Here is a 20,554-nt window from a genome sequence, read left to right as displayed (position 1 = left end):
ACTGACGCCGCCGGCCGGCTCCCGGCCACGCCCCCGCCCCGCGCGCTGCGCGGGGCGGGGGCGTACTGGCGCTGTCGCCGGGATGCGGATCGCGGTGCGTGCCGGGTCAGCAGGACGACGTTCCGGAGCCGTTGAGCAGCTCCGTGAGGAAGCCGTCCCAGTCCAGGCCGTCCATCTCCGTCTCGGCCGGTGCGATGCGATAGGTGGCGTCGAGCCACTCTGCCAGCGGCGCGGTGGGCAGCTCGAACAGCGCCTCGACCTCCTGTGACTCGAGCAGCAGCCAGGCCGTGGGCCGCTCTCCTGGCACCATCGGCCACATGCGCACGCTCCCGGTGCCGCTCATGGAGGTGAGGCCGCCGTGCAGGAGCCCGCGGCCGATGTGCCAGGTCAGGGCGGGGCCCCGGGCGGTCTTGAACTCGACCGTGACCACTGCCGGCATGCCGGGGTCGAACCGGAACTCCGCCCGCAGGGGCAGCCGTGTGAACTCGTCGAGCATCTGGTCGAGGTCCAGGGACAGCGACGGCAGGCTCTCGGGCGGCGACTGATGCGCCCGCGCTTCCGACTGATCGCGGTGCATGACAGTGGTTCCCCTCCGTGGGACGAAGTGTGCGGATACCACTCTTCGTCAGGGACGGGGAACATGCATGAGTCACATGACGGTCAAACGCACGCGCAGTCGGCCGATATGTGTGGCAGGCGCACGGGACTGCTCCGGGCACGCCGAAGGGCGGCGGGATCACGATCCCGCCGCCCTTCGGCGTGCGTGGTGGTCAGTGCGCGGTGCGCGCGGCCTGCCGGATGACGTCCGCGACGAGCTCGGGGTGCGAGACGGCGACGGAGTGGGACGCGGCGACCTCGACCGTACGGGCGTGGGCGCGCTCGGCCATGAAGCGCTGGACGGCCGCGGGGATGTTGAAGTCGCGGGTGGTGACGATGTCCCAGGTGGGCTTGGTCTTCCAGGCGGCGGCGGTCGCCTTCTCCACCAGGGCGGACTGGGCGATGGGCCGCTGTGCGGCGGCCATCAGGGCGGCCTGCTCGGCGGGGACGTCGGCGGCGAACTGCTGGTGGAACTTGTCCTGCTGGATGTACAGGTCGGTGGCGGTGGTTCCGTCCGCCTGCTGGTGGCTGACGGGGTCGAGCGCGTCGGGGAGGGTGGAACCGGGGAACTTGTTGGTCAGCTCCAGGGCGCTCTCGCCGGGGGCGGGCAGGAAGGCGGCGACGTAGACGAGGGCCTTGACCTCGGGGTCGTCGGCGGCGGCCTGGCTGATGACGTTGCCGCCGTAGGAGTGGCCGACGAGGATCTTCGGGCCCTTGATGTGGTCCAGGACCGTGCGCAGTGCGGCGGCGTCGGAGGCCGGGCCGCGCAGCGGGTTGGCGGCGGCCACCACGGGGTAGCCGTCGGCGCGCAGGTCGGCGATCACGCCGTTCCAGCTGGATCCGTCGGCGAAGGCGCCGTGCTCCAGGACGATGGTCGGCTTGACCGCTCCGTCGCCGTCGGCGGCCTTCACCGCCCCGGCGGGCCGGGGCGTGCCGGTGGCGCTGCCGCTGAGGGCGAACGCGCCCAGCGCGAGGCCCGCGGTGACGGTCGCGACGACACTCGTCGCCAGTCTCTTGTGTCCACCCTTGGTACTCACCACGACAGACCCCTTCCAGGTTCTCTTCAACGAGGGGGCGGGCCAACCTCATTCATATGAGTCACCGCCCTGACTGGTGATCAATGTGTCATTCGAGAGCGTCACCTGTCAAGCCGGTGACGCGTGAAACGCGAAGCGGCCGGAGAGGGCAGTACCCTCTCCGGCCGCGGACGGTGGCCCCGGTGTCGCGTCAGAGGTGATCGGCGTCGACGACCGCCTGGGCGAAGACGGTGGGCGCCTCCTGTGGAAGGTTGTGGCCGATGTCGGCGATGGTGCGGTGCTGGTAGGGACCGGTGAAGAAGCCGCGGTAGGACGCGCCGTCACCGGGCGCGGTGAAGGGGTCGAGCGCGGGGTCGAGGGTGACGGTGGGGACCTGGATGGAGGGCCGCGCGGCGAGTTGCTTCTCGTAACCGTCGTATCGGCGCTCACCCTCGGCGAGGCCGAGGCGCCAGCGGTAGTTGTGCAGCACGATGGCGGCGTAGTCGGGGTTGGCGAAGGCCTGGGCGGTGCGTGCGAAGGTGGCGTCGTCGAAGTTCCAGTTGGGGGAGACGATCGTCCACACCAGACGGCACAGGGCATCCCGGTTGGTGGGGGTGTTCATGGCCTGGGCCCCCCGCTCGGTGGCGAAGTACCACTGGTACCACCAGTTGTGCTCGACGTTGGCCGCGGCGGGCGTCTTCTGGGCCTCGACGTTGGTGATGACGTAACCGCTGGTGGAGACCAGTGCCTTGACCCGCTCCGGCCACAGCGCGGCGATGATGTCCGCCGTACGCGAGCCCCAGTCGAAGCCCGCGAGGACCGCCCTGCGGACGTTCAGGGCGTCCATGAACGCGATGATGTCGAGGGCGACGGCGGACTGCTGGGCGTTGCGGAAGGTGCTGTCGGACAGGAACCGCGTGGTGCCGTGACCGCGCAGGTAGGGGACCAGGACGCGGTACCCCTGGTCGGCGAGGAGGGGCGCGACGTCGACGTAGCTGTGGATGTCGTACGGCCAGCCGTGCAGCAGGATGACGACGGGGCCGTGGGCGGGACCCGCCTCGGCGTAGCCGACGTCCAGCAGGCCGGCCCGCACCTGCTTGAGCGTCGGAAAGCCCGTGTGGGTGCCAGGAGCGACGACCGGCACGGTGGGCGTCTGCGCGCCGGTGGATGCGGGCCCGGCGCTCGCGGCGCCCTGCAGTCCGGTCAGCGAGATCGCGGCTGCTCCGCCGCCCAGACCGAGGACCTTGCTGAAAGCACGCCTGTTGATCATGTGGAACCTCCGTAAGAGAAACCTGAAGAGGGGCGGCCGGCGCGGGTTGCTCCGCGCCGGTGGCCCTGCCGGTGACACATACTCTCGGCGGTGGGGAACCGGACACATCAGTCACATGACGGTACGGCTGACACGTGTGCGCACCGCCGAGGTCGTTCAGAGCACCGCGTTGTCGGCGCTGCCGGGGAAGTCGGTGCTGAACGCCACGTCCTTGCCGGCCTCGAACTCAGCGCGCAGCAGATCGAGTTTGGTGCCGATCCGCCGCTGGGCGTCGCTGCCCAGGACCACCCAGTGCCGCGGGTGCGACGCGGTCGCGGCCTCGTAGACCGCCGCGGCGGCCCGCTCGGGATCGCCGGGGAACATCTCCGGGGTGAGACTGCCCATCATGCGGCGGAAGGCGCCGGCCGTGGCGGCGTAGTCCTCGATCGCCGTGCCGGACGCCCTGGTCCGGTCCTCGATGCCCGTACGGAAGGAGCCGGGCTGGATGATCATCGCGTGCAGGCCGAGGGGCTCGATCTCCTGCCACAGCGCCTCGGTGAAGCCTTCCAGCGCGAACTTGCTGGCCGAGTAGTAGCCGTTGGCGGGGAGGCTCGCCAGGCCGTCCATGGACGAGACGTTGACGACGACGCCGCTGCGCCGGCGGCGCATGCCGGGCAGGGCGGCCCGGGTGAGGGCGACGGCGCCGAAGAAGTTGACCTCGAACAGCCGGCGGTAGTCGCTCTCCTCCTGCTCCTCCAGGGCGCCGATGAAGTCGATCCCGGCGTTGTTGACCAGGATGTCGATGCCCCCGAACCGCTCCTCGGCGGCCCGTACCGCGGCCACCCGGTCGTCGGCGTCGGTGATGTCCAGCTTGCAGGCCAGTGCGGTCCGCGGATGGCGGCCGGCCAGTTCGGTGGTTGCCAGGGTGGAACTCGCCGTTGCCACCACCTGGTCGCCCCGGGCCAGTACGTGCTCGGCGAGGGCCTTGCCCAGGCCGCGGGATGCGCCGGTGATGAGCCACGTGCGGGTCATGGAGTGCCCCTTCGTGTCAGGTGCGGGAAAGGTGTGTCGCGTGGCCATCGGCTAGGCTCCGGCCGGGAAGTCCGCGGCCGCGCCGGCCTCGGCCCACTTCAGCGTCTCGGCGGCTCGCGCCTCGCCCGCCTCCAGCGCCATCGTCACGGCCTGCGCGCCGAGCAGCAGCCGGCGCGGCGGGTCGTCGTGGCCGACGACGTCGATGAGGACCCTGGCCGCGCGGACCGGGTCGCCGGGCTGCTTGCCGTTGTTGTCCCGGCGGTAGGTGTTCATGGCGCCGACGGTCTGCTCGTAGTCCGGGCCCACGGTGTGCAGCGCCATGGACGATCCCTGCCAGTCGGTGCGGAAGGCGCCCGGCTCGACGATCAGGACCTTCACCCCGAACGGGGCGACCTCGCCGGCCAGCACCTCGGAGAAGCCCTCCACGGCGAACTTCGCGCTCTGGTAGGCACCCATGCCGGGCGTGCCGCCCACGCGGCCGCCGAGGGAGGAGAACTGGACGAACATCCCCGAGCGCTGGCTGCGCAGCACGGGGAGGGCGGCCCGGGTGACGTTGACGACGCCGAAGAAGTTCGCCTCGAACTGGGCGCGGAAGTCGTCCTCCGCCATCTCCTCGATCGGACCGCTGTTGGCGTAACCGGCGTTGTTCACCACGACGTCGAGCCGGCCGAAGGCGTCGACCGCGGCCCGGACGGCGTCGTGGGCGGCGGCGGAGTCGGTGACGTCCAGCGGCACGGCCCGGGCCCGGTCGCCGTACCGGGTGACCAGGTCCTGGAGCTGCTCGGGGCGCCGCGCGGTCGCCACCAACCGGTCGCCGGCATCCAGGACGGCCTCCGCCAAGGCGCGCCCGAAGCCTCGGGACGCGCCAGTGATCAACCATGTGCTGGTCATCTCGTACCTCTCGTTGAACTCGCACAACAACTGGACGAGTCCGACCTTTGCCTGTTTTGCCGGTCTCGACGTCAGTCGTTTGACTGCTTCTGTGTCGTGCGGAGAGGGCGCGCGAACGGTCTGGGGAGCGAAGCTCCTTTGCCGGAGCGAGACCCAACCGTAGGGCTCCCCCTATGGTCCGGCCACCAGGCCGTTGTGCATGCTGGGCTCATGTGCATCAACATCGTGGTCGTCGACGACGACCCCGGATTCCGCCGGATCGCCCGGACGCTGCTCATGGCGCGGGGGCTGCGCGTCGTGGCGGAATCGGGGGACGGCGCCTCGGCCCTGGCCGCGGTGCGGGCACACCGCCCCGACGGGCTGCTGCTCGACCTCCACCTGCCGGACCTCGACGGGCTGGCCGTGGCCCGCCTGGTGACCGAGGAGGATCATCCGCCGCGCATCGTGCTGACCTCCACGGACCAGTCCTTCTGGTCGCAGGAGGAGCTGGAGCGGGCCGGCATCGCGTCGTTCATCGCCAAGGACCGGCTGTTCGACGCTGATCTGACGGGCCTGTTCGACGCCTCCGCGTCCTGACCCGCGAAGCGGCTGACCGCTCGGCTACTGCTCGAGGTAGCGCAGCACGGCCAGCACCCGCCGGTGCTGTCCGGAGGCGCTCTGGCTGAGCCCCAGCTTCATGAAGATGCCGGTCACATGCCGCTCCACGGCGGCCACGCTCACGAAGAGCTGCCCGGAGATCCCCGCGTTGGAATGGCCCTCGGCCATCAGTGCCAGCACCTCGCGCTCCTTCGGCGTCAGCGCGGACAGCGGATCCTCCGGACGCTTGCGCCCGAGCAGCGCCGCGATCACGTCCGGATCCAGGGCCGAGTCACGGGCGACGACGCGCTCGACTGCGTCGGTGAGGATCTGCGGGCTCGCCACCTTCTCCTTGAGCAGGTAGCCGACTCCGCTGGGATCGTCGCCGACCAGGTCCAGCGCGTAGGAGGCGTCCAGGAACTGGGACAGGACGATGACGGCCGTCTCCGGCCGGGCCGCGCGTATCTCCCGGGCGGCGCGCAGTCCGTCGGCCTGGAAGTCCGGCGGCATCTTGATGTCGGTGATCACCACGTCGGGCCGGTGCTTCTCGGCTGCGCGAACGAGGTCCACCGCGTTGTCGACGGCCGCGACGACATCGATGCCGGCCCTTCGCAGGATGGCCGCGATGCCTTCGCGCACGATCGGCTGGTCTTCTCCCAGCACCGCCCGCAGTGGTTGGTTCATGAACGGCATCCTAGCCCGTGGCGGTGTCCACACAGGTGGCCCACGTGTGGGATCGGCGCGGAGCGCGCGGGTGCAACACACCCACGTGTGCGGCGCGGTTGACCGTACGGGCGGTGTCGGGAAAACCCGACGCCGGGCGAGGGAGCGCACCACAGACCCGGACGAGGACTGCTCCGAGACTGGTGTCCTGGCCGATCGACCGGCCGAATCCCTTGGAGGCGTCCATGCACAAGCGCTACCTGGCACTGGAGATCACGCACTGGGTGTTCTCCGATCTGGCCCTGACGTTGCCCTGTGAGTTCTCGTACGACCCGCAGGACCCGCTCGCCGTCGCCGTCGTCTTCAACACGGACGGCGAGTCGCCGGTCCGCTGGTTCTTCTCCCGGGAGCTGCTGGCCGACGGCCTGGCCACCCGCTCGGGCGAGGGCGAAGTGGTGCTGTGGCCGGTGTACGACGACGACGGCGAGCCCGCCACCTTCTGCGTACGGGTGGGAAGCGCCCACAAGGCGCTGTTCGAGATCCCCGCCGATCCGGTCGCGGAGTGGCTGGCGGAGACCTACACCCTGGTTCCGCGGGGAACCGAACTGGACGGCGTGGACTGGGACGAGCTGGTGCTCCTGGCGGAGTGACGCAGCGCGTCGGGCGGCGCGCGAAGCCCGCCGCCTAGCGCCTGTCTTCAAACTCCCGTCTGCGCTGCGACGCCCGGCACGCACCCTCGCCGCACGGCGCCACAGGACAGGTGGCTCCGCCACATGACCTGCGACGCCGCACGCCGAGAGCACGCACCGAACGCCGCAGCGCCCGCGCTCCGCGCGGACGACGGGAGTTTGAAGACAGGCCCTAGTGCGGCACCTCGGCCGGGACCGGGATCTGTACCCGGATCGTGGTGCCGTTGCCGGGCGGGGAGTCGATGGCCACGGTGCCGTCGAAGGCTGCCACCCGGTCCGCGAGCCCTGTCAGGCCGCTGCCGGCGGTGTGCTTGGCCACGCCGCCGATGCCGTCGTCGGCGACCGTGATCCGCAGGACGTCCCCGAAGCGGATCCGTACGTCGATCCGGGACGCCCCGGCGTGCTTGACCGCGTTGGTGACGGCTTCCGCGACCACGAAGTACGCGTTCGACTCGACGGCCTGGGAGATCCTCCGGTCGTCGGTGCTCGTGACGGTGACGGCCACCGGGCAGCGGGAGGCGAGGTCCTTCACCGCGGCCACCAGACCCTTGACGGTGAGGACCAGCGGGTAGATCCCCGACGCGAGTTCCCTCAGTTCGTTGATCGCCGTCTGGGCGTTGTCGATCGACTGGTCCAGCAGATCGGTCACCGTGGCATCGCCGTCGTCGGGTATCAGCTCCCGCGCTAGCCTCAACCCGATCATCAGGCTGACCAGGCGTTGCTGGGCCCCGTCGTGCAGGTCCCGGGCCGTGCGCCGATGGACGGCTTCGACGCTCTCCATGGTGCGCCGGCGGCTGTCCTGCAGCGAGGTCGCCATGGTGTTGAAGGACGTGCCCAGCGCCGCGACCTCGGGCATCCTGCTGGGGGGAATCCGTACGCCCAGCTCACCTCCCGCCAGCCGTTCCGCGGCGGCGGCCGCCCCGCGCACCGGGCGTACCACCGCTCGGTGCTGGAGCACGGTGAACACGGCCACCAGTGCGATCGACGCCGCGAGACCCGCGCCGGCGGCGAGCATCGCCCGGCGGCTGTTGGTCCCGGCCGTGTCGGTGCGCTCGGCGAGCTGTGCGCGTTCGTCGGTGATGTACCGGTCGAACCGGGCCCGCAGTTCGTCGACGCGCCGTTTGCCTTCGATCGCCTCGTCGAGGCCGGAGGCGTTGGGATCGCCCTGCCGGACCATCTCGACCAGCGGGACCGAGTAGTCGTCGATGAAGGACTCGATGTCCCTCGTGATCCCGTCGGCGGTGCGCCGCTGCCCCGTGGAGGTGGCGGTCTCGGTGAACCGCCGTGCGTCCGCGGGGAACTTCTCGCGGGCGGCGTGCCAGGGCTGCAGGAAGTCCTCCCGCTTGGTGATCACGAAGCCGCGCTGTCCGGTCTCCAGGTTCAGGAGCAGCTGTTCCATGCTCCCGGCCTCGAGCAGCGCCGTGCGTGAGGCGCGTCGTGCCGAGGTGGAGCTGTTGGCGTCGTTGATCGCCCACAGCAGGACCGCGAACGCGATGCCTATCAGCAGGGCGAGCAGGCCGCTCGCCGCGATCGTGAGGCTCGTCAGCCCCGGTCGCCGCGTCCGGCGCCTCAGTTGTGCGCTCATGCTCCGCCTTGCGCTGGAAGGTATCGGGACATCCGGGCTGGGCACTGTGTTCGTCAGGACGTGCCGAGCCCGCGCAGAAACGTGTCGACGACCACGTCCGCGGCCTGTGCCGGGCTCAGCTCCGGCATCTGTCGTGCGACCAGATGCATGAGCGAGGGCAGCAGGGCGGCGGCCCACCCCGTGGGGAGATCCGCGCGCAGGAGGCCCTCGTCGGTGGCCCGTTGCAGGAACGCGTCGACTTCGCGGACGGATGTCTCCCGGCGCCGCCTGAGCGCGTCGTCGGCGAGCATCCGGGCCAGGTCGACGGGCCAGGTGCGGTTGACGGCGATCACGTTCTCGACGTAGCGGTGCAGGGCGACGGCGACGGGTGCCTCGCGCAGCCGCGCGTCCTCGATGGCGTGCTCGACGGCCGTGAGGCGGGATTCGTAGATGGCCGCGAGCAGCTCTTCACGTGAGGCGAAGCGCCGGTAGACGGTGCGCCGGTCCACACCCGCCTCGGCGGCGATGCTCGCGATGCTGGCGCCCGGATCGGCGGCCAGCATGCGCGCCCCGGTCGTCAGGACGGTCTCCAGATTACGCGTCGCGTCTGCTCTCACGGCACCGAGTGTAGCGGCGCGGTGTGCAGTCTGCAGGGTCTACTACCTCTCTTGCGTAGAGGTACAAGAATTAAGTGCTACATTGAAGTGACAGATAGCTCGGATAGTGCCATGGAGCTGTGGTCAGACCGTCTTGCCGCAGCACTCCTGCCACCCCTTTGAACGGAGTCTTCCGATGTCAACGGCACAACAACTTCGATCACCCCGGACGGGCGGTGTCGCCGCCGCCATGAGCGCCCTGATCCTGGCGGTTCTTCTGGCGTCCCTGGACCAGACCATCGTCTCGACGGCCCTGCCGCGGATAGCGGAGGACCTGAACGGGTTCGACGACATCGCGTGGGTCAGCGCCGCATACCTGCTCGCGTCCACGGCGGTCACGCCGGTGTGGGGCAAGCTGGGTGACATGTTCGGGCGCAAGCGCCTGTATCTGACGGCCACTTCGGTCTTCCTGATCGCCTCGGTGGCCTGCGGCCTGGTCCAGAACCTGCCCGAGCTGATCGCCGCCCGCGTGCTCCAGGGCGTGGGCGGCGGCGGCATGATCGTGCTGACCTTCGCCCTGGTCGGCGACATCGTCGCCCCGGGCGAGCGCGGTCGCTACCAGGCGATGTTCGGTTCGGTCTACGGCGTCGCCAGCATCGCCGGCCCGCTGCTCGGCGGCGTCTTCACCGACCAGCTGTCCTGGCGGTGGGCCTTCCTGGTCAATCTCCCCGTCGGTGCCGTCGCCCTGGCCATCGCGGCGCGTGCGCTGCCCGCGACCGTCAGCAGGGCCGGTGCCCGCATCGACTACCTCGGCTCCCTGCTGCTGGCCGCGACCGCCACCGGCCTGATCCTGATCACGTCGTTCGGCGAGCGCTGGGGCTGGACCTCACCGGCCACCCTCGGCCTGATCGCCGCCTCCGTCGCGACGGCCGCGCTGCTCGTGCCGGTCGAGCGCCGTGCCGCGGCCCCGGTCCTGCCGCCGGCCATGCTCGCCTCGCGGACCGTGGTCTTCTCCTCGCTGATCGGGTTCCTCGCCAACGCGGCGATGTTCAGTGTCCTGGTCTATCTGCCGACGTATCTGCAGATCGTCCACGGAGTCTCGGCCACGCTCTCCGGTGTGCACATGCTGCCTCTGGTGGCCGGGCTGGTCATCAGCCAGTCACTGGCCGGACGCTGGTCCGCCCACGCCGGCCGACTGCGCCCGATCCTCCTCGGGGGTCTGCTCGCCAACCTCGCCGGACTGCTCCTGCTGGGCACGATCGGGGCCGCCACCGGCACGTTCGTCCTCGGCCTGTACTTCCTGATCACGGGTGTCGGCATCGGCATGGTGCCGATGGTCGTGCTGACCACCGTCCAGAACAGCGTTCCCGCAGCCGACCTCGGTGCGGCGAGCGCGGTGGTCACCTTCGCCCGGTCCATCGGGGCGGCCTTCGGCGTCGCCGTCTTCGGTGCCCTGCTCAGCAACGAGTTCGCCGACCGCGCCGGCGGTCTGCCGACCGGCGGAGGCTTCGACGCCGCCCGCCCCGACACCATCGCCCAACTCCCCGTCGCCCCGCGCGACACCGCGCTGGACGCCTTCGCCCACGCCACGGCCACGGGCTATCTCTGGATCGCGCCGACCCTCGCCGTCGGCGTGCTGCTCGCTCTGTTCCTCAAGCCCGCCCGCAAGGCCGGGGGCGAGGGCCGTCCTTCCGACCGGCACACCGCCCGCGAGGCCGCCCCGGCGGCCTGAGCTCACGCGGCCTGCAGGGGACCGGCGAACGACTTGCGCAAGGAGGGCGGGGCGGCGAGGGGGAGCAGGGCGGCCAGCATCTTGCCCCTGAGCGTGCTCGGCTGCCGCGTCAGCTCCACGTCGACCCGGGTGCCGGCACCCTCGGGCGTCAGACGGAAGACCCAGCCGCCGCCGGCCCCGAAGAGCTTGGAGTCCAGCGTGGTGACGGTGACGGTGTCGCCGTCCGGCTCCCACTCGTAGTGGGCGCGCTCCCACGCGGCCGAGGTGCCTTCGGTCACCTCGGCCCAGGTGTCGCCGAGTTCGTGGACCCGGAAGTGCTCGGCGTCGATGGTGGGCCAGACGTCGGCGCGGGAGGGGCTGAAATCGGTCAGCACCTCCCGTACGTCCGAGGGGCTGAGCTTGGAGACGAGATGGAACCGTACGACTGTCATGGGGGAATCCTTCACCGGCGAGTTGCTCTGTTGTCGCCCAAGGCGGCGGCGGACATCAGCGTGCATCCTCCTGCGTCACCTGTCAAGGCGGTGACGATTCACCTGCCGAAGGCGGGGCACACCACGTTGCTGCAGACGACGGCCACGGATGAACCGTCAAGTGACTGATGCGGTCGCCGTGACCGGCGGCCGACAGTGGGAGCGCGACGCCGATGGGCCGGTCCCATCAGTGCGCGATTCATCGAATGCGGGAGCAAACAGTGGACATGAAGCTTGAAGTCGTCGTTCTGCCGGTCTCCGACGTGGACCGAGCCAAGGGTTTCTACGCCGGCCAACTCGGCTGGCGCCTGGATGCCGACTTCCCGATCCATGACGGCTATCGGATCGTGCAGGTCACCCCGCCCGGTTCCGAGTGCTCGATCATCTTCGGCGAGGGCCTGACCCGGCAGGAGGCAGGCACGCTGCACGGCCTCCAGCTGACCGTCACCGACATCGTCGAGGCCCAGGAGGAGTTGCAGTCCCGAGGTGTGGCAGTCTCCGGACCGTTCCGCGACCAGACCGGCGCCTTCCACCATGCCGGTGACTCCCACCGGGTACCGGGCCTGCACCCTGAGCGGGCCAGCTACGGAACGTTCGCCGCGTTCACGGACCCCGACGGCAACGAGTGGTTCCTCCAGGAGGTCACCGAGCGCGCGCCCGGCCGCTGAGACCGGGTCGATCACGTAAACCGTCCCGCCGCCCCGTTCCACGACAGGAGGACGCATGACGTCCGAGAACATCCGCACCTACGACGTCATAGTGATCGGCGCAGGCCCGGTCGGCGAGAACGTCGCGGACCGCACCACCGCCGCAGGTCTGAGCACCGTCCTCGTGGAGAGCGAACTGGTCGGCGGGGAGTGCTCCTACTGGGCCTGCGAACCGAGCAAGGCCCTGCTCCGTCCGGCGATCCTGCGTGCCGACGCCATGCACGTTCCGGGGATCGACCCGGCCGTGAAGAACCCGCTGGACGTCGAGGCCGTGCTGGCACACCGCGATCGCATGGCCGCCGAATGGAAGGACGACGACCAGGTCCAGTGGGTCAAGTCGGCCGGGATCGACCTGCTGCGCGGCCACGGGCGCCTCGCCGGGGAGCGTGAGGTGTCGGTGGAGACCCCGGACGGCGCGACCGTCCGGCTGCGCGCCCGGCACGCCGTGGCCGTGTGCACCGGCAGCAGCGCGGTCCTGCCCCCGCTGCCCGGCGTCGAGAACCTGAAGCCCTGGACGAGTCGGGAGGCGACCAGCGCCGGCAAACCGCCCGGGCGCTTGGCGGTCGTCGGCGCCGGTGTGGTGGGCGTCGAGATGGCCACCGCCTGGCAGGCGCTGGGCAGCAAGGTGACTCTGCTCGCCCGGGAGGAGGGGCTGTTGCCCCGTATGGAACCCTTCGCGGGCGAGCTGGTGGCCGAGCGGTTGCGGGAAGCCGGCGCGGACGTGCGTCTCAATGTCTCGGTCGTCGCCGCCGGGCGAGGAGGCGACGGGGTGATCCGGATAGCCCTGTCGGACGGCGGAGAAGTCGAAGCCGATGAGATCCTCTTCGCCATCGGCCGGGGCCCGCGCTCGAAGGACATCGGGCTCGACACGGTGGGACTGGTCCCGGGCGACTGGTTGGCCACCGACGACAGCCTGACGGTCACCGCCGTGCCCGGGGGCTGGCTTTACGCCGTCGGAGACGTCAACCGCCGGGCCCTCTTCACCCATCAGGGCAAGTACCAGGCCCGCATCGCGGGCGCCGTGATCGTCGCCCGGGCCCGCGGCGAGCGCCTCGAGACCGGCCGCTGGACGCCGCACGGTGCCACCGCTGACGGCGAGGCCGTCCCGGGTGTCGTCTTCACCGACCCCGAACTCGCCTCGGTGGGACTGACCACGCGCGAGGCCGAGCGCACCGGTGGTGACGTCGATGTCGTCGACTACGAGATGGGCCACCTCGCGGGCGCCCTCCAGTACCGCCCCGACTACCGGGGCAGGGCCCGCATCCTGATCGACCGGGACCGACAGGTCGTCGTCGGCGCCACCTTCGCCGGTCCGGGCGTCGGCGAACTGCTGTACTCGGCCACCGTCGCCATCACCGGCGAGGTGCCCGTCGAGCGCCTCTGGCACGCGGTACCGGCGTTCCCCACGATCAGCGAGGTGTGGCTGCGCCTGCTGGAGACGTGGCGGGACTCATGAACTGGGCTTGTGTCGACGACACACCGGACCAACGATCCGATGAACCGGGAACATGTGAGCACATGTGCCTGCGCATGCGTGCGTAGGCGCCCGGCCGGTTGCGACAGCCCATCGCCGGTCGGGCAGGCGGGCGGTGTCAGTGGCTCGTGTACATCACGGAGCGCTGCTGCTTGTGGCGCCGGACGCGCCCCTTGGCCACCAGCGACTCGAGCGTGTTCCGTACCACCTGCGGGGTCGGGTTGCGGTCCGGGTGCTCGGTGAGGAGTTCGTCCCGCAGCTCCTTCGCGAGGCGGGGCTCGTCGTACTTGCCGAGCAACTCCAGGAGGAGGTCCCCGAGAAGAGGTCGACGCGTCTTCCCTCGTGTGGCTGCCTCGGCCCCGGCGGATGCTCGACGCGTCACGTTCGCGGCGATGGGCTCGTCCTGCAACTGCTCGGGCAGTCGGGTCGGGTCCGTGAAGCTCTCGTACCGCTTGGCGAGGTTCAGGATGTCCGTCAGGAGGGCTTCCTCCTGCTTCAGCACCGCGATCCGCGTCACGAGCTCCTGCTGCAGACGGCGATTCTCCTTCAGGTCCGACGAGGCTTGGTCCACCAACCGGGTGGCGGTTGACTGGTTGCTCATAACGGTCGCGCTCCCTCGATATGAACGTTGCTGCGCATGATACCCAGGCCCGGCATCTCTGCGTAGATAAGTGTCGACACTTGCGCCTGGCGAACACCCAAAGCGGTAACAGGCCGTCGAACGACGAACGCGAGCCACCTTCGCCTTCGTCACCGGTTTAACCAGCGATACTGTCCGGGTGGGTCTTCGGTGTGCCGTGAGCCATCGCTCCGGCTGCTGTGCATCGTCGGACTGCGGCGCCGCGGCTCCGGGCTGGGCGGGCGGTGGCCCACCCTGCTCTCGGGCGGGCTGTCCGTTTCGACCCGCCCCTGCCAGGGGCGGGTCGAAACGCTTTGAACAGGTCGGCCACTCGCCGCTGAGCCCGCCGGGCAGGCCCCCGCGGTGCCGGAGCGATCAGTTGTCGCTGTTGAAGATCGTCAGCACGCGCAGCACCTCGAGGTAGATCCACACCAGCGTCATGGTGAGACCGAAGGAGGCCCGCCACGCCTCCTCACGCGGGGCGCCGTAGGCGACGGCGTCCTCGACCTGCTTGAGGTCCAGGGCGAGGAAGGCGGCGCCGAGCACGATACCGATGAGGCCGAAGGCGATGCCGAGTCCGCCGCTGTGGAAGCCGAGGCCACCTCCCGCTCCGAAGGTGGAGAAGAGGGAGTCGGCGACCAGCAGCAGCAGGAAGCCGGTCGCCGCGGCGGCGACGAAGCCGGCGAACCTCTGGTCGACCCGTATCCAGCGCATCCGGTACGCGATGAGCGTGCCCGCGGACACCGCGAAGGTGCCGAGCACCGCCTGCACGACCACGCCCGGGGCGATGTACGTCGAGACCGTGCTGGAGAACACGCCGAGGAAGAGGCCCTCGAGCGCCGCGTACCCGAGGATCAGCGCCGGGGACGGCGACCGCTTGAACGCCTGGACGAGCGACAGGACGAAGGCGCCGAGGGCGGCGGCCACGGCAATGCCGTACGACCGGCCGAGGTTCGCCTCGTCGACCGGCAGCAGCAGCCAGGACGCCACTGCCGCGAGGGTGACGGTGCCGAGGGTCGTCGCGGTGCGGACGATGACGTCGTCCATGGTGACCGCGGTTGAGGCGGCCCGCAGGCCGGTGTCGGCCGGGGAGGCGTAGGGATTGGTCCGGTACTCGCCCGCCTGGTGTCCGGCGACCGTCGCGCCCACCGGACTGGGCTGGTGAGCACCCGCCGGGCCGGCGTCACGGGAGCCGCCCCAGCGGGAGAAGATCGGGTTGCTGGTCCTCATGTTCGTTCCTCCTCGTCCGCCGCACGCGCGGCCTGCTGCACAACGTCCGTCGTCGGGCGTCCGCGGCGGCACACGTGTGCCGATGGCCGTCCACCGGCCCGATGACGGCAGCTCTTGCGTCACCACTTTGACAGGTGACGCATCGAGGAGGCAAGTCCCGTCGTACCGGGCCGCGGTCAATCGGACGGAGCCCCCGACCCGTCGACGACTGGAACCTCAGCCGGCCGGCACGATCCGGATCGTCGCGGCCCGTGCCTCGGCGCCGGCGACGAGGAGGTGCGCCGACTGCCCGTACTTGACGCGGAAGGCGTCGTCGATGTCGGCGGAGGGTTCGACGCCCTCGGTCCGGAACGCGACATCGTGCCTGACGTCACCCACCTGAATGTGGCCGTGACCGTGCTCGCGTGCAGCCTGATACCAGCGAGAGCGGACTCCGCGGTAGGCACGGACGTACAGCTGACCGCCCGCGACGACCATGCCGATCTCCACACTGGGATTGCCGCCGTCGCCGGCGGTCAGGTCCAGGGCGCTCCTGCGGCTGGTCGGTGCGGGGCCGCCTCGCAACCGTGGGTAGGGGAAACCGAATTCATGCCCTCCAGTGTCGCGTCGCCGCCCCGGTTGCGACGTACGTGTGAGGGGGCAGGTTCTTTCCCAGGCAGAATCCTGCCTCTTCCACCGCCCGACACCCCGGCGTCGGGCCCGCTGCCGGCGCTGGTGGTCGGCCACCCCGGTACGGGAGTCAAGGAGCAGACGTCCGGTACCTATGCCCGGCTGATGGCCGAGCGCGGCTTCGTCGCCCTCGCCTTCGACGCCGCCTACCAGGGCAAGTCCGGCGGTCTGCCCCGCGGTCTCACCCCCGCGAGCGCGAGCTGACCGCGCCGGCGCGCCGCCTCCGCGGGCCCCGCGCCGTCCGTGCCCCGGGCGACTCCGTCCGGGGCACGGACACACCGTCCTCCTGCTTCAGCCGGCCGACATTCAGTCATTCAACTGTCGCCCGTGATCCGTGGCCGAACGATGCTCAAAGCGTCGCCCGCGTGCTGGTGCCGGGCTGTCATCGTGCTCGGAGGAACCCACCGTGGACCGTACTCCCGTCGTCTTCATCCATGGAGCGTGGATGCACGCGCTGTCCTGGGAGGCGTGGGCGAAACGCTTCGCCCGCCGCGGGTTCCTTCCCTTCGCACCCGGTTGGCCGGGAGAGCAGGCCACCGCGTACGACGAGCGCCGGCGCCCCGGGACATTCGCCGACCTCGGGCTGGACGCGCTCACCGATCACTACACCGCCATCGTGCGCTCGTTCGACCTGGCTCCGGTGATCGTCGGCCATTCCGTCGGCGGCCTCATCGCGCAACACCTCATCGGCCTCGACATCGGCCGGGCCGCCGTGGCCATCGCACCCGCCCCGATCACCGGTGTCCCGTTTCCGGCCAACCCCCTGGGGAGCACCTCTCCTTCGGACGCCGGCGACCACCTCGTGTTGTTGTCCGCGGAGCAGTTCCACCGGGTCCTGGCCAATACGGAGGATGAGGAGCAGGCCCACCGGCTCTTCGAGCGCTATGCCCTGCCCGCGCCGCGCCGTGTGCTCACCGACCTCTGCCGCGCCGGCGCGGCCCGCAGCTCACGCGCCCGGGCGGACACCGGCAGCGCCGGCCGTGGCCCCCTCCTGCTGGTCTCCGGGCAGGAGGACCGGCTGGTGCCCGACTCGGTGACCCGCGCGGTCTACAAGCAGTACGGCGACAGCACGGCCGTAACCGACTTGAAGCAGTTCCCCGACCGCGGCCACTCGCTGGTCATCGACAGCGGATGGCGCCAGGTCGCCGACCACGTTCTCGGCTGGCTCGAGGCGAACGGCATACGAGCCCACTCCGCCGAGGGCTGAACGTGGGCGTCACACAGGCCGATCCCCGGGAAGCCTGCCCAACGCGTCGCGGAGTGCGGCGCGGGAGGTGATGCCGAGCTTGGGGAAGACCCGGTACAGATGGGAGCTGACCGTGCGCGGCGAGAGGTGCATGCGCTCGCCGATCTCCTTGTTGGTGAGCCCGCCGGCGGCGAGGGAGGCGATCCGGTGCTCCTGCCACGTCAGTGCCGTCAGATGCGATGAAGACGCGGCGACAGGTGTGCCGGCGACCCGAAGCTCGGCCCGTGCGCGTTCGGTCCAGGCGGCTGCTCCCAGGCGTTCGAAGGCCTCTGCCGCCAGGGTGAGGGAGTGGCGCGCGATCTTCCTGCCCTGAGTGTGCCGGAGGCGGATCCCGTGGGCGAGGCGGATGCGGGCGAGTTCGAAGGGGAAGTGCGGGGCGGAGGGGTGGGTCTCCGCCTGGTGGTACATCCGGTCGGCCTCGGCCGGATCGGTGGCCGTCATGGCGAGGGCGCCATTGGTGATCACGGCAAGGCGGGGTGAGATGCCGGGGAGGCCGGCGTCTCGTGCGGCCAGGGCATGAGCGCGGGCTTGTTCGGCACGGCCGGTGTGGAGGGCCGCCTCGACGAGGTCGAGGAGAGTGCGGCTGGCCTGGTGTGCGTAGGGCTGGAAGGTTCCAGGGGGCGTGATGCCGATGGCGTGGAGGTTGGCGGCTTTGTAATCGCCCTCGCTGAGTGCGGCGGTGGTGCCGATGGCGTCGGCGATCTGGATGAGGAAGCCGACGCCGCGGGGGCGGGCCCAGGCGTCGACGGCGGCCTGCAGTTCCCGCGCGCGTTCGACCTGGCCGCGCATCGCGGCCAGCAGGCCCAGATAGGCCCGGGTGTGATGGGCGAACAGCGTGTGCCGATGTGACGTCGTCAGGTCCAGGTTGCGGTGTCCGGTGCGCTCGGCCTCGTCCCACTCGCCGACGGCCATCTGGTCCAGCATGATCAGGTGCAGCATCGTCATGGCAGCCGCCACGGCCCCCGTTTCCACCTCCCGATCCACCTGCCGCTGCAGGTGGGGTCCGTACTGGCTGAGGCAGTCGACGTGGTAGGCGGCGACGCCCAACCGCGTGACGTCCCAGGGCTCGAGGTCGTGGAGGTCGGCGAACGCGCTCTCCACCCGCTTGCGCACACCGGCGCCACGACGTACCACATCGCTCCAGGCGTGTGAGTACCTCGCTCGGTTCCCCGGGCCCGGTGGCGCGCAGGTCCTCAATGGCGGCCACCACCTGCAGCCGGGAGGAGCGTACGTCCCCGTCCTCGTACAGCGCGACGTACGCGGACGTGACCACGGAAGCCGGGGATTCGCCGGGCCCGGGCGCTGTGGCGGAGTGGACCAGTTGCCGGGCCTGATCGAGCTGCCCGGCGTGTCCGGCGACGAACGCCGCGTCGCCCAGGCGCTGTGACCCGTCCCATGGCTCTCGCTCAGCTCGGCGGCCCGGGTCAGCCAGGCGACGGCGGCCAGCGCGCCACCCCGCCGAGTGGCGGAGTCCGCCGCCGCCTCCAGGGCAGCCGCCACCTTCTCGTCCGGGTCGATCGTCGAGGCGCCCAGGTGTGTGGCGTGCCGCTCCACATCCTCACGGTGCACATGTGACAGGGCCGCGTGTGCCGCGCGCCTCTCATTGGGGGTCGCCATCTGGACGACGGTCGAGCGCACCAAGGGGTGACGGAAGACGAAGTCACCGGTGAGCGGATCGGTGTCGAGCAGACCGAGGGCGGCGGCCTGGTCGGCGTCCAGCATGCGGTAGCGCGAAGCCCGGGTCCGGACGGCTGTCGAGCCCGCTCCCACACCGTCCAGGGCTCCGCGGAGCAGCACCGCTCGTACGCCGTCGTCGAGCGCCTCGATCCGGGAACCGTACACATGCTGCAGACGCAGGGGCAGTGGAATGCCGGTGTAGCCGAACGGCTGCTTGGGATCCGGTCCTACCCGGCCGCCCCGTACGTAGGGCGGAAGTTCCAGCAGGGCCAGCGGATTTCCCTGGGCCTCGTCCAGGACCAGGCGGCGGATCCGGGGATCGAGACCGGGATGGTGCAGGTCCAGCAGGTCTTCGGATGTTCACCGAACTGCCGGTGAGCCGGCGTCCGACGAAGCCGAAGACCTCCGTGCTGGACGGATCCAGCCACTGGCCGTCGTCGAGAACCAGCACGAGAGGCTGCTGCGAAGCCGCCAGTGCCAGTAGGTCGAGGACCGCGATGCCGCGGGTCATGACGGAGGGAGGTGTGCCTCGGCTTCTGCCGAACACACCGTCGAAGGCCTCCCGGTGGCTGCCGTCCAGCCGGCCGATGCAGGAGCTCAGCGGATACAGCAACTGGTGCAGTCCTGCGAACGGGAGGCCTGACTCGGCCTCGACGCCGACCGCCCGCATCACCCGGTGATCGCCCTGTGCCGCGAAGTCGGCGACGCGGTCCGGCAGCGCGCTCTTGCCCACACCGGTGTCGTCCCGAAGGACGAGCGAGCGTCCTGCCGGTACGAATCGTGCTGGGCACCATGGAGTCAGACGGAACGCCGGCTCTCACACGCTGGGTTCCTGGGTGGACACGAGACTAAATCCCCCAAGGGGTGATGTCACACGTATGTCGAAAACCTTCTGCGAGTGTGTCAGCGCTGGGAGACACATGAGCGCCTTCGCGGCGGCCGGGGAAGGCGAGTTCGACGGACACGCCTCGGGGCCGCAGCAGCGTTATGCGCCACCGCCGTTGGACGTGATCGGTTCCGTCCGGTCGGCGGGCCAGGAGGTGAGCGTGCGCAGTGCGTCGTGGGAGGGGCCGTGGGGTTCGGCGGTGAGAACCATCAGACGTTGCCCCGATCCGTCGGGGCTGGTCCAGATGTCGCAGTCGAGGCTGAGGTCGCCGACGAGGCGGGCGAGGTGGAGGTCGTCGGGGTCCGCGGCGGCTTCCATGCGCAGGGGCGGCGACCGCGTCGCGGGCGTCGTGGGCCACGTTTGCGTTGGAGCGCGCGGATGCCGGGGTCGGTGAACAGGAGATGGAGGTAGTTGCGGCGATCGGCGGGGAGAGCGGCGAAGTCCGTGTAGAGGGCTGTGGCCGCGGGGTTCCACGCGAGGATGTCCAGGCGCCAGTGTGGTGAGCACCGACCGGAGGCCCGTACGCGGCCCTGCACGAGCCGCGTGTAGTAGTCCACGCTGATCGAAGCCAGCTGGGCGGCCTCCTCGCGGCGCAGTTCCGCGACCCTGCGGGTCGTCGCGGACAAACCGCACTCCCGCGGGGTCAGTTGCGCCCGGCGCGACCGGAGGAAGGCACCCGTAGTGCTCGGGAGTCCGGATGTGAGGTCATGAGTCCATTCTCGCGCGGATCGCCGGACACCCGGTCAGGAGGGCGGCGCGATGACGTCTGCCGGCGGGGACGAGCCGGTAGGTGTGTTCCAGCCACCGGGCCGCTCATCGAGTGCAGCCCCTGCTGCAGGAGATCACGCCCGATCTGCCGGATCGAACCGGAACTCCGCCCTGACGGTCTGCCGTGCGGTGACGCCCAGCACGCGTTCGATGTTCAGGGTCAGGGGCAGCGGGCCATCCGCCGCGCTCGGTCGCCACACGTG

Annotated in this window: 18 protein-coding genes and 3 pseudogenes; 7 read left to right on the top strand and 14 right to left on the bottom strand. The window is 70.6% G+C overall.

What is annotated here, in order from left to right; genetic code table 11:
* Nucleotides 1–106: 106 nt before the first annotated feature.
* The 5 genes from AB0M28_RS17450 to AB0M28_RS17430 form a co-directional block, all read right to left on the bottom strand.
* Nucleotides 107–577: an SsgA family sporulation/cell division regulator gene (locus AB0M28_RS17450; protein ID WP_365404876.1), complete on the bottom strand. Its 471-nt coding sequence runs from the start codon at nucleotides 575–577 to the stop codon at nucleotides 107–109.
* 193 nt (nucleotides 578–770) lie between these two features.
* Entirely contained in the window at nucleotides 771–1,637 is an 867-nt protein-coding gene (locus AB0M28_RS17445) for an alpha/beta hydrolase (RefSeq protein ID WP_365404873.1), read from the bottom strand.
* 187 nt (nucleotides 1,638–1,824) lie between these two features.
* Nucleotides 1,825–2,883: an alpha/beta hydrolase gene (locus AB0M28_RS17440; protein ID WP_365404870.1), complete on the bottom strand. Its 1,059-nt coding sequence runs from the start codon at nucleotides 2,881–2,883 to the stop codon at nucleotides 1,825–1,827.
* Nucleotides 2,884–3,039: 156 nt separating this feature from the next.
* A complete protein-coding gene (locus AB0M28_RS17435) occupies nucleotides 3,040–3,894 on the bottom strand; it encodes an SDR family NAD(P)-dependent oxidoreductase (protein ID WP_365404867.1) in 855 nt (284 codons plus the stop codon).
* A gap of 51 nt (nucleotides 3,895–3,945) precedes the next feature.
* Nucleotides 3,946–4,785, bottom strand: a complete 840-nt coding sequence (locus tag AB0M28_RS17430; protein WP_365404864.1) for an oxidoreductase — start codon at nucleotides 4,783–4,785, stop codon at nucleotides 3,946–3,948.
* A 210-nt stretch (nucleotides 4,786–4,995) separates the two neighbouring features.
* Between AB0M28_RS17430 and AB0M28_RS17425 the strand changes: the two genes are divergently transcribed.
* Nucleotides 4,996–5,361, top strand: a complete 366-nt coding sequence (locus AB0M28_RS17425) for a response regulator (protein ID WP_365404861.1) — start codon at nucleotides 4,996–4,998, stop codon at nucleotides 5,359–5,361.
* 24 nt (nucleotides 5,362–5,385) lie between these two features.
* Here the strand turns inward: AB0M28_RS17425 and AB0M28_RS17420 are convergent, their stop codons facing one another.
* Nucleotides 5,386–6,045, bottom strand: coding sequence for a response regulator transcription factor (locus AB0M28_RS17420; RefSeq protein WP_365404858.1), 660 nt, complete (start codon nucleotides 6,043–6,045; stop codon nucleotides 5,386–5,388).
* 224 nt (nucleotides 6,046–6,269) lie between these two features.
* On the opposite strand from AB0M28_RS17420, the gene AB0M28_RS17415 reads away from it, so the two are divergent.
* Nucleotides 6,270–6,674 (top strand): SsgA family sporulation/cell division regulator, encoded by a 405-nt coding sequence (locus AB0M28_RS17415; protein WP_365404855.1) that lies wholly within the window; start codon nucleotides 6,270–6,272, stop codon nucleotides 6,672–6,674.
* A 211-nt stretch (nucleotides 6,675–6,885) separates the two neighbouring features.
* Here AB0M28_RS17415 and AB0M28_RS17410 read toward each other — a convergent pair whose 3' ends face one another.
* Together AB0M28_RS17410 and AB0M28_RS17405 are read right to left on the bottom strand one after the other, a co-directional pair.
* Complete coding sequence (locus AB0M28_RS17410; protein WP_365404853.1) at nucleotides 6,886–8,298, bottom strand: CHASE3 domain-containing protein; 1,413 nt, start codon at nucleotides 8,296–8,298, stop codon at nucleotides 6,886–6,888.
* Between the two features lie 53 nt (nucleotides 8,299–8,351).
* The gene (locus tag AB0M28_RS17405; protein ID WP_365404879.1) at nucleotides 8,352–8,840 is read right to left on the bottom strand and encodes a TetR/AcrR family transcriptional regulator; all 489 of its coding nucleotides are present in this window, start codon (nucleotides 8,838–8,840) and stop codon (nucleotides 8,352–8,354) included.
* 229 nt (nucleotides 8,841–9,069) lie between these two features.
* On the opposite strand from AB0M28_RS17405, the gene AB0M28_RS17400 reads away from it, so the two are divergent.
* Nucleotides 9,070–10,605: an MDR family MFS transporter gene (locus AB0M28_RS17400; protein ID WP_365404851.1), complete on the top strand. Its 1,536-nt coding sequence runs from the start codon at nucleotides 9,070–9,072 to the stop codon at nucleotides 10,603–10,605.
* 2 nt (nucleotides 10,606–10,607) lie between these two features.
* Here AB0M28_RS17400 and AB0M28_RS17395 read toward each other — a convergent pair whose 3' ends face one another.
* Nucleotides 10,608–11,036, bottom strand: a complete 429-nt coding sequence (locus AB0M28_RS17395; RefSeq protein WP_365404848.1) for a hypothetical protein — start codon at nucleotides 11,034–11,036, stop codon at nucleotides 10,608–10,610.
* A 260-nt stretch (nucleotides 11,037–11,296) separates the two neighbouring features.
* On the opposite strand from AB0M28_RS17395, the gene AB0M28_RS17390 reads away from it, so the two are divergent.
* A complete protein-coding gene (locus tag AB0M28_RS17390; RefSeq protein ID WP_365404845.1) occupies nucleotides 11,297–11,743 on the top strand; it encodes a VOC family protein in 447 nt (148 codons plus the stop codon).
* 55 nt (nucleotides 11,744–11,798) lie between these two features.
* Entirely contained in the window at nucleotides 11,799–13,238 is a 1,440-nt protein-coding gene (locus AB0M28_RS17385) for an NAD(P)/FAD-dependent oxidoreductase (RefSeq protein WP_365404842.1), read from the top strand.
* 136 nt (nucleotides 13,239–13,374) lie between these two features.
* On the opposite strand, the gene AB0M28_RS17380 is transcribed toward AB0M28_RS17385, so the two are convergent.
* The 3 genes from AB0M28_RS17380 to AB0M28_RS17370 all read right to left on the bottom strand — a co-directional run bounded on the left by AB0M28_RS17380 (nucleotide 13,375) and on the right by AB0M28_RS17370 (nucleotide 15,594).
* Entirely contained in the window at nucleotides 13,375–13,857 is a 483-nt protein-coding gene (locus AB0M28_RS17380; protein ID WP_365404839.1) for a hypothetical protein, read from the bottom strand.
* Nucleotides 13,858–14,250: 393 nt separating this feature from the next.
* Nucleotides 14,251–15,105 carry a Bax inhibitor-1/YccA family protein gene (locus AB0M28_RS17375; RefSeq protein ID WP_365404837.1) on the bottom strand — a complete coding sequence of 285 codons (855 nt, stop codon included), beginning with the start codon at nucleotides 15,103–15,105 and terminating at the stop codon, nucleotides 14,251–14,253.
* Between the two features lie 216 nt (nucleotides 15,106–15,321).
* The gene (locus tag AB0M28_RS17370) at nucleotides 15,322–15,594 is read right to left on the bottom strand and encodes a DUF2255 family protein (RefSeq protein WP_365404834.1); all 273 of its coding nucleotides are present in this window, start codon (nucleotides 15,592–15,594) and stop codon (nucleotides 15,322–15,324) included.
* A gap of 189 nt (nucleotides 15,595–15,783) precedes the next feature.
* On the opposite strand from AB0M28_RS17370, the pseudogene AB0M28_RS17365 reads away from it, so the two are divergent.
* Together AB0M28_RS17365 and AB0M28_RS17360 are read left to right on the top strand one after the other, a co-directional pair.
* A pseudogene (locus AB0M28_RS17365) lies at nucleotides 15,784–15,957 on the top strand (alpha/beta hydrolase); the annotation flags it as partial.
* Nucleotides 15,958–16,180: 223 nt separating this feature from the next.
* A complete protein-coding gene (locus tag AB0M28_RS17360; protein WP_365404831.1) occupies nucleotides 16,181–16,981 on the top strand; it encodes an alpha/beta fold hydrolase in 801 nt (266 codons plus the stop codon).
* A gap of 9 nt (nucleotides 16,982–16,990) precedes the next feature.
* Here AB0M28_RS17360 and AB0M28_RS17355 read toward each other — a convergent pair.
* Both AB0M28_RS17355 and AB0M28_RS17350 read right to left on the bottom strand, forming a co-directional pair.
* Nucleotides 16,991–19,499 (bottom strand): annotated as a pseudogene (locus tag AB0M28_RS17355) (LuxR C-terminal-related transcriptional regulator).
* 183 nt (nucleotides 19,500–19,682) lie between these two features.
* A pseudogene (locus tag AB0M28_RS17350) lies at nucleotides 19,683–20,292 on the bottom strand (hypothetical protein).
* Between the last annotated feature and the right edge of the window lie 262 nt (nucleotides 20,293–20,554).

The organism is Streptomyces sp. NPDC051940 (assembly GCF_040680895.1).
Taxonomy (GTDB): domain Bacteria; phylum Actinomycetota; class Actinomycetes; order Streptomycetales; family Streptomycetaceae; genus Streptomyces.
Note: the sequence above shows the minus strand (reverse complement) of the source record. Positions and strands in the feature narration are given on the sequence as shown.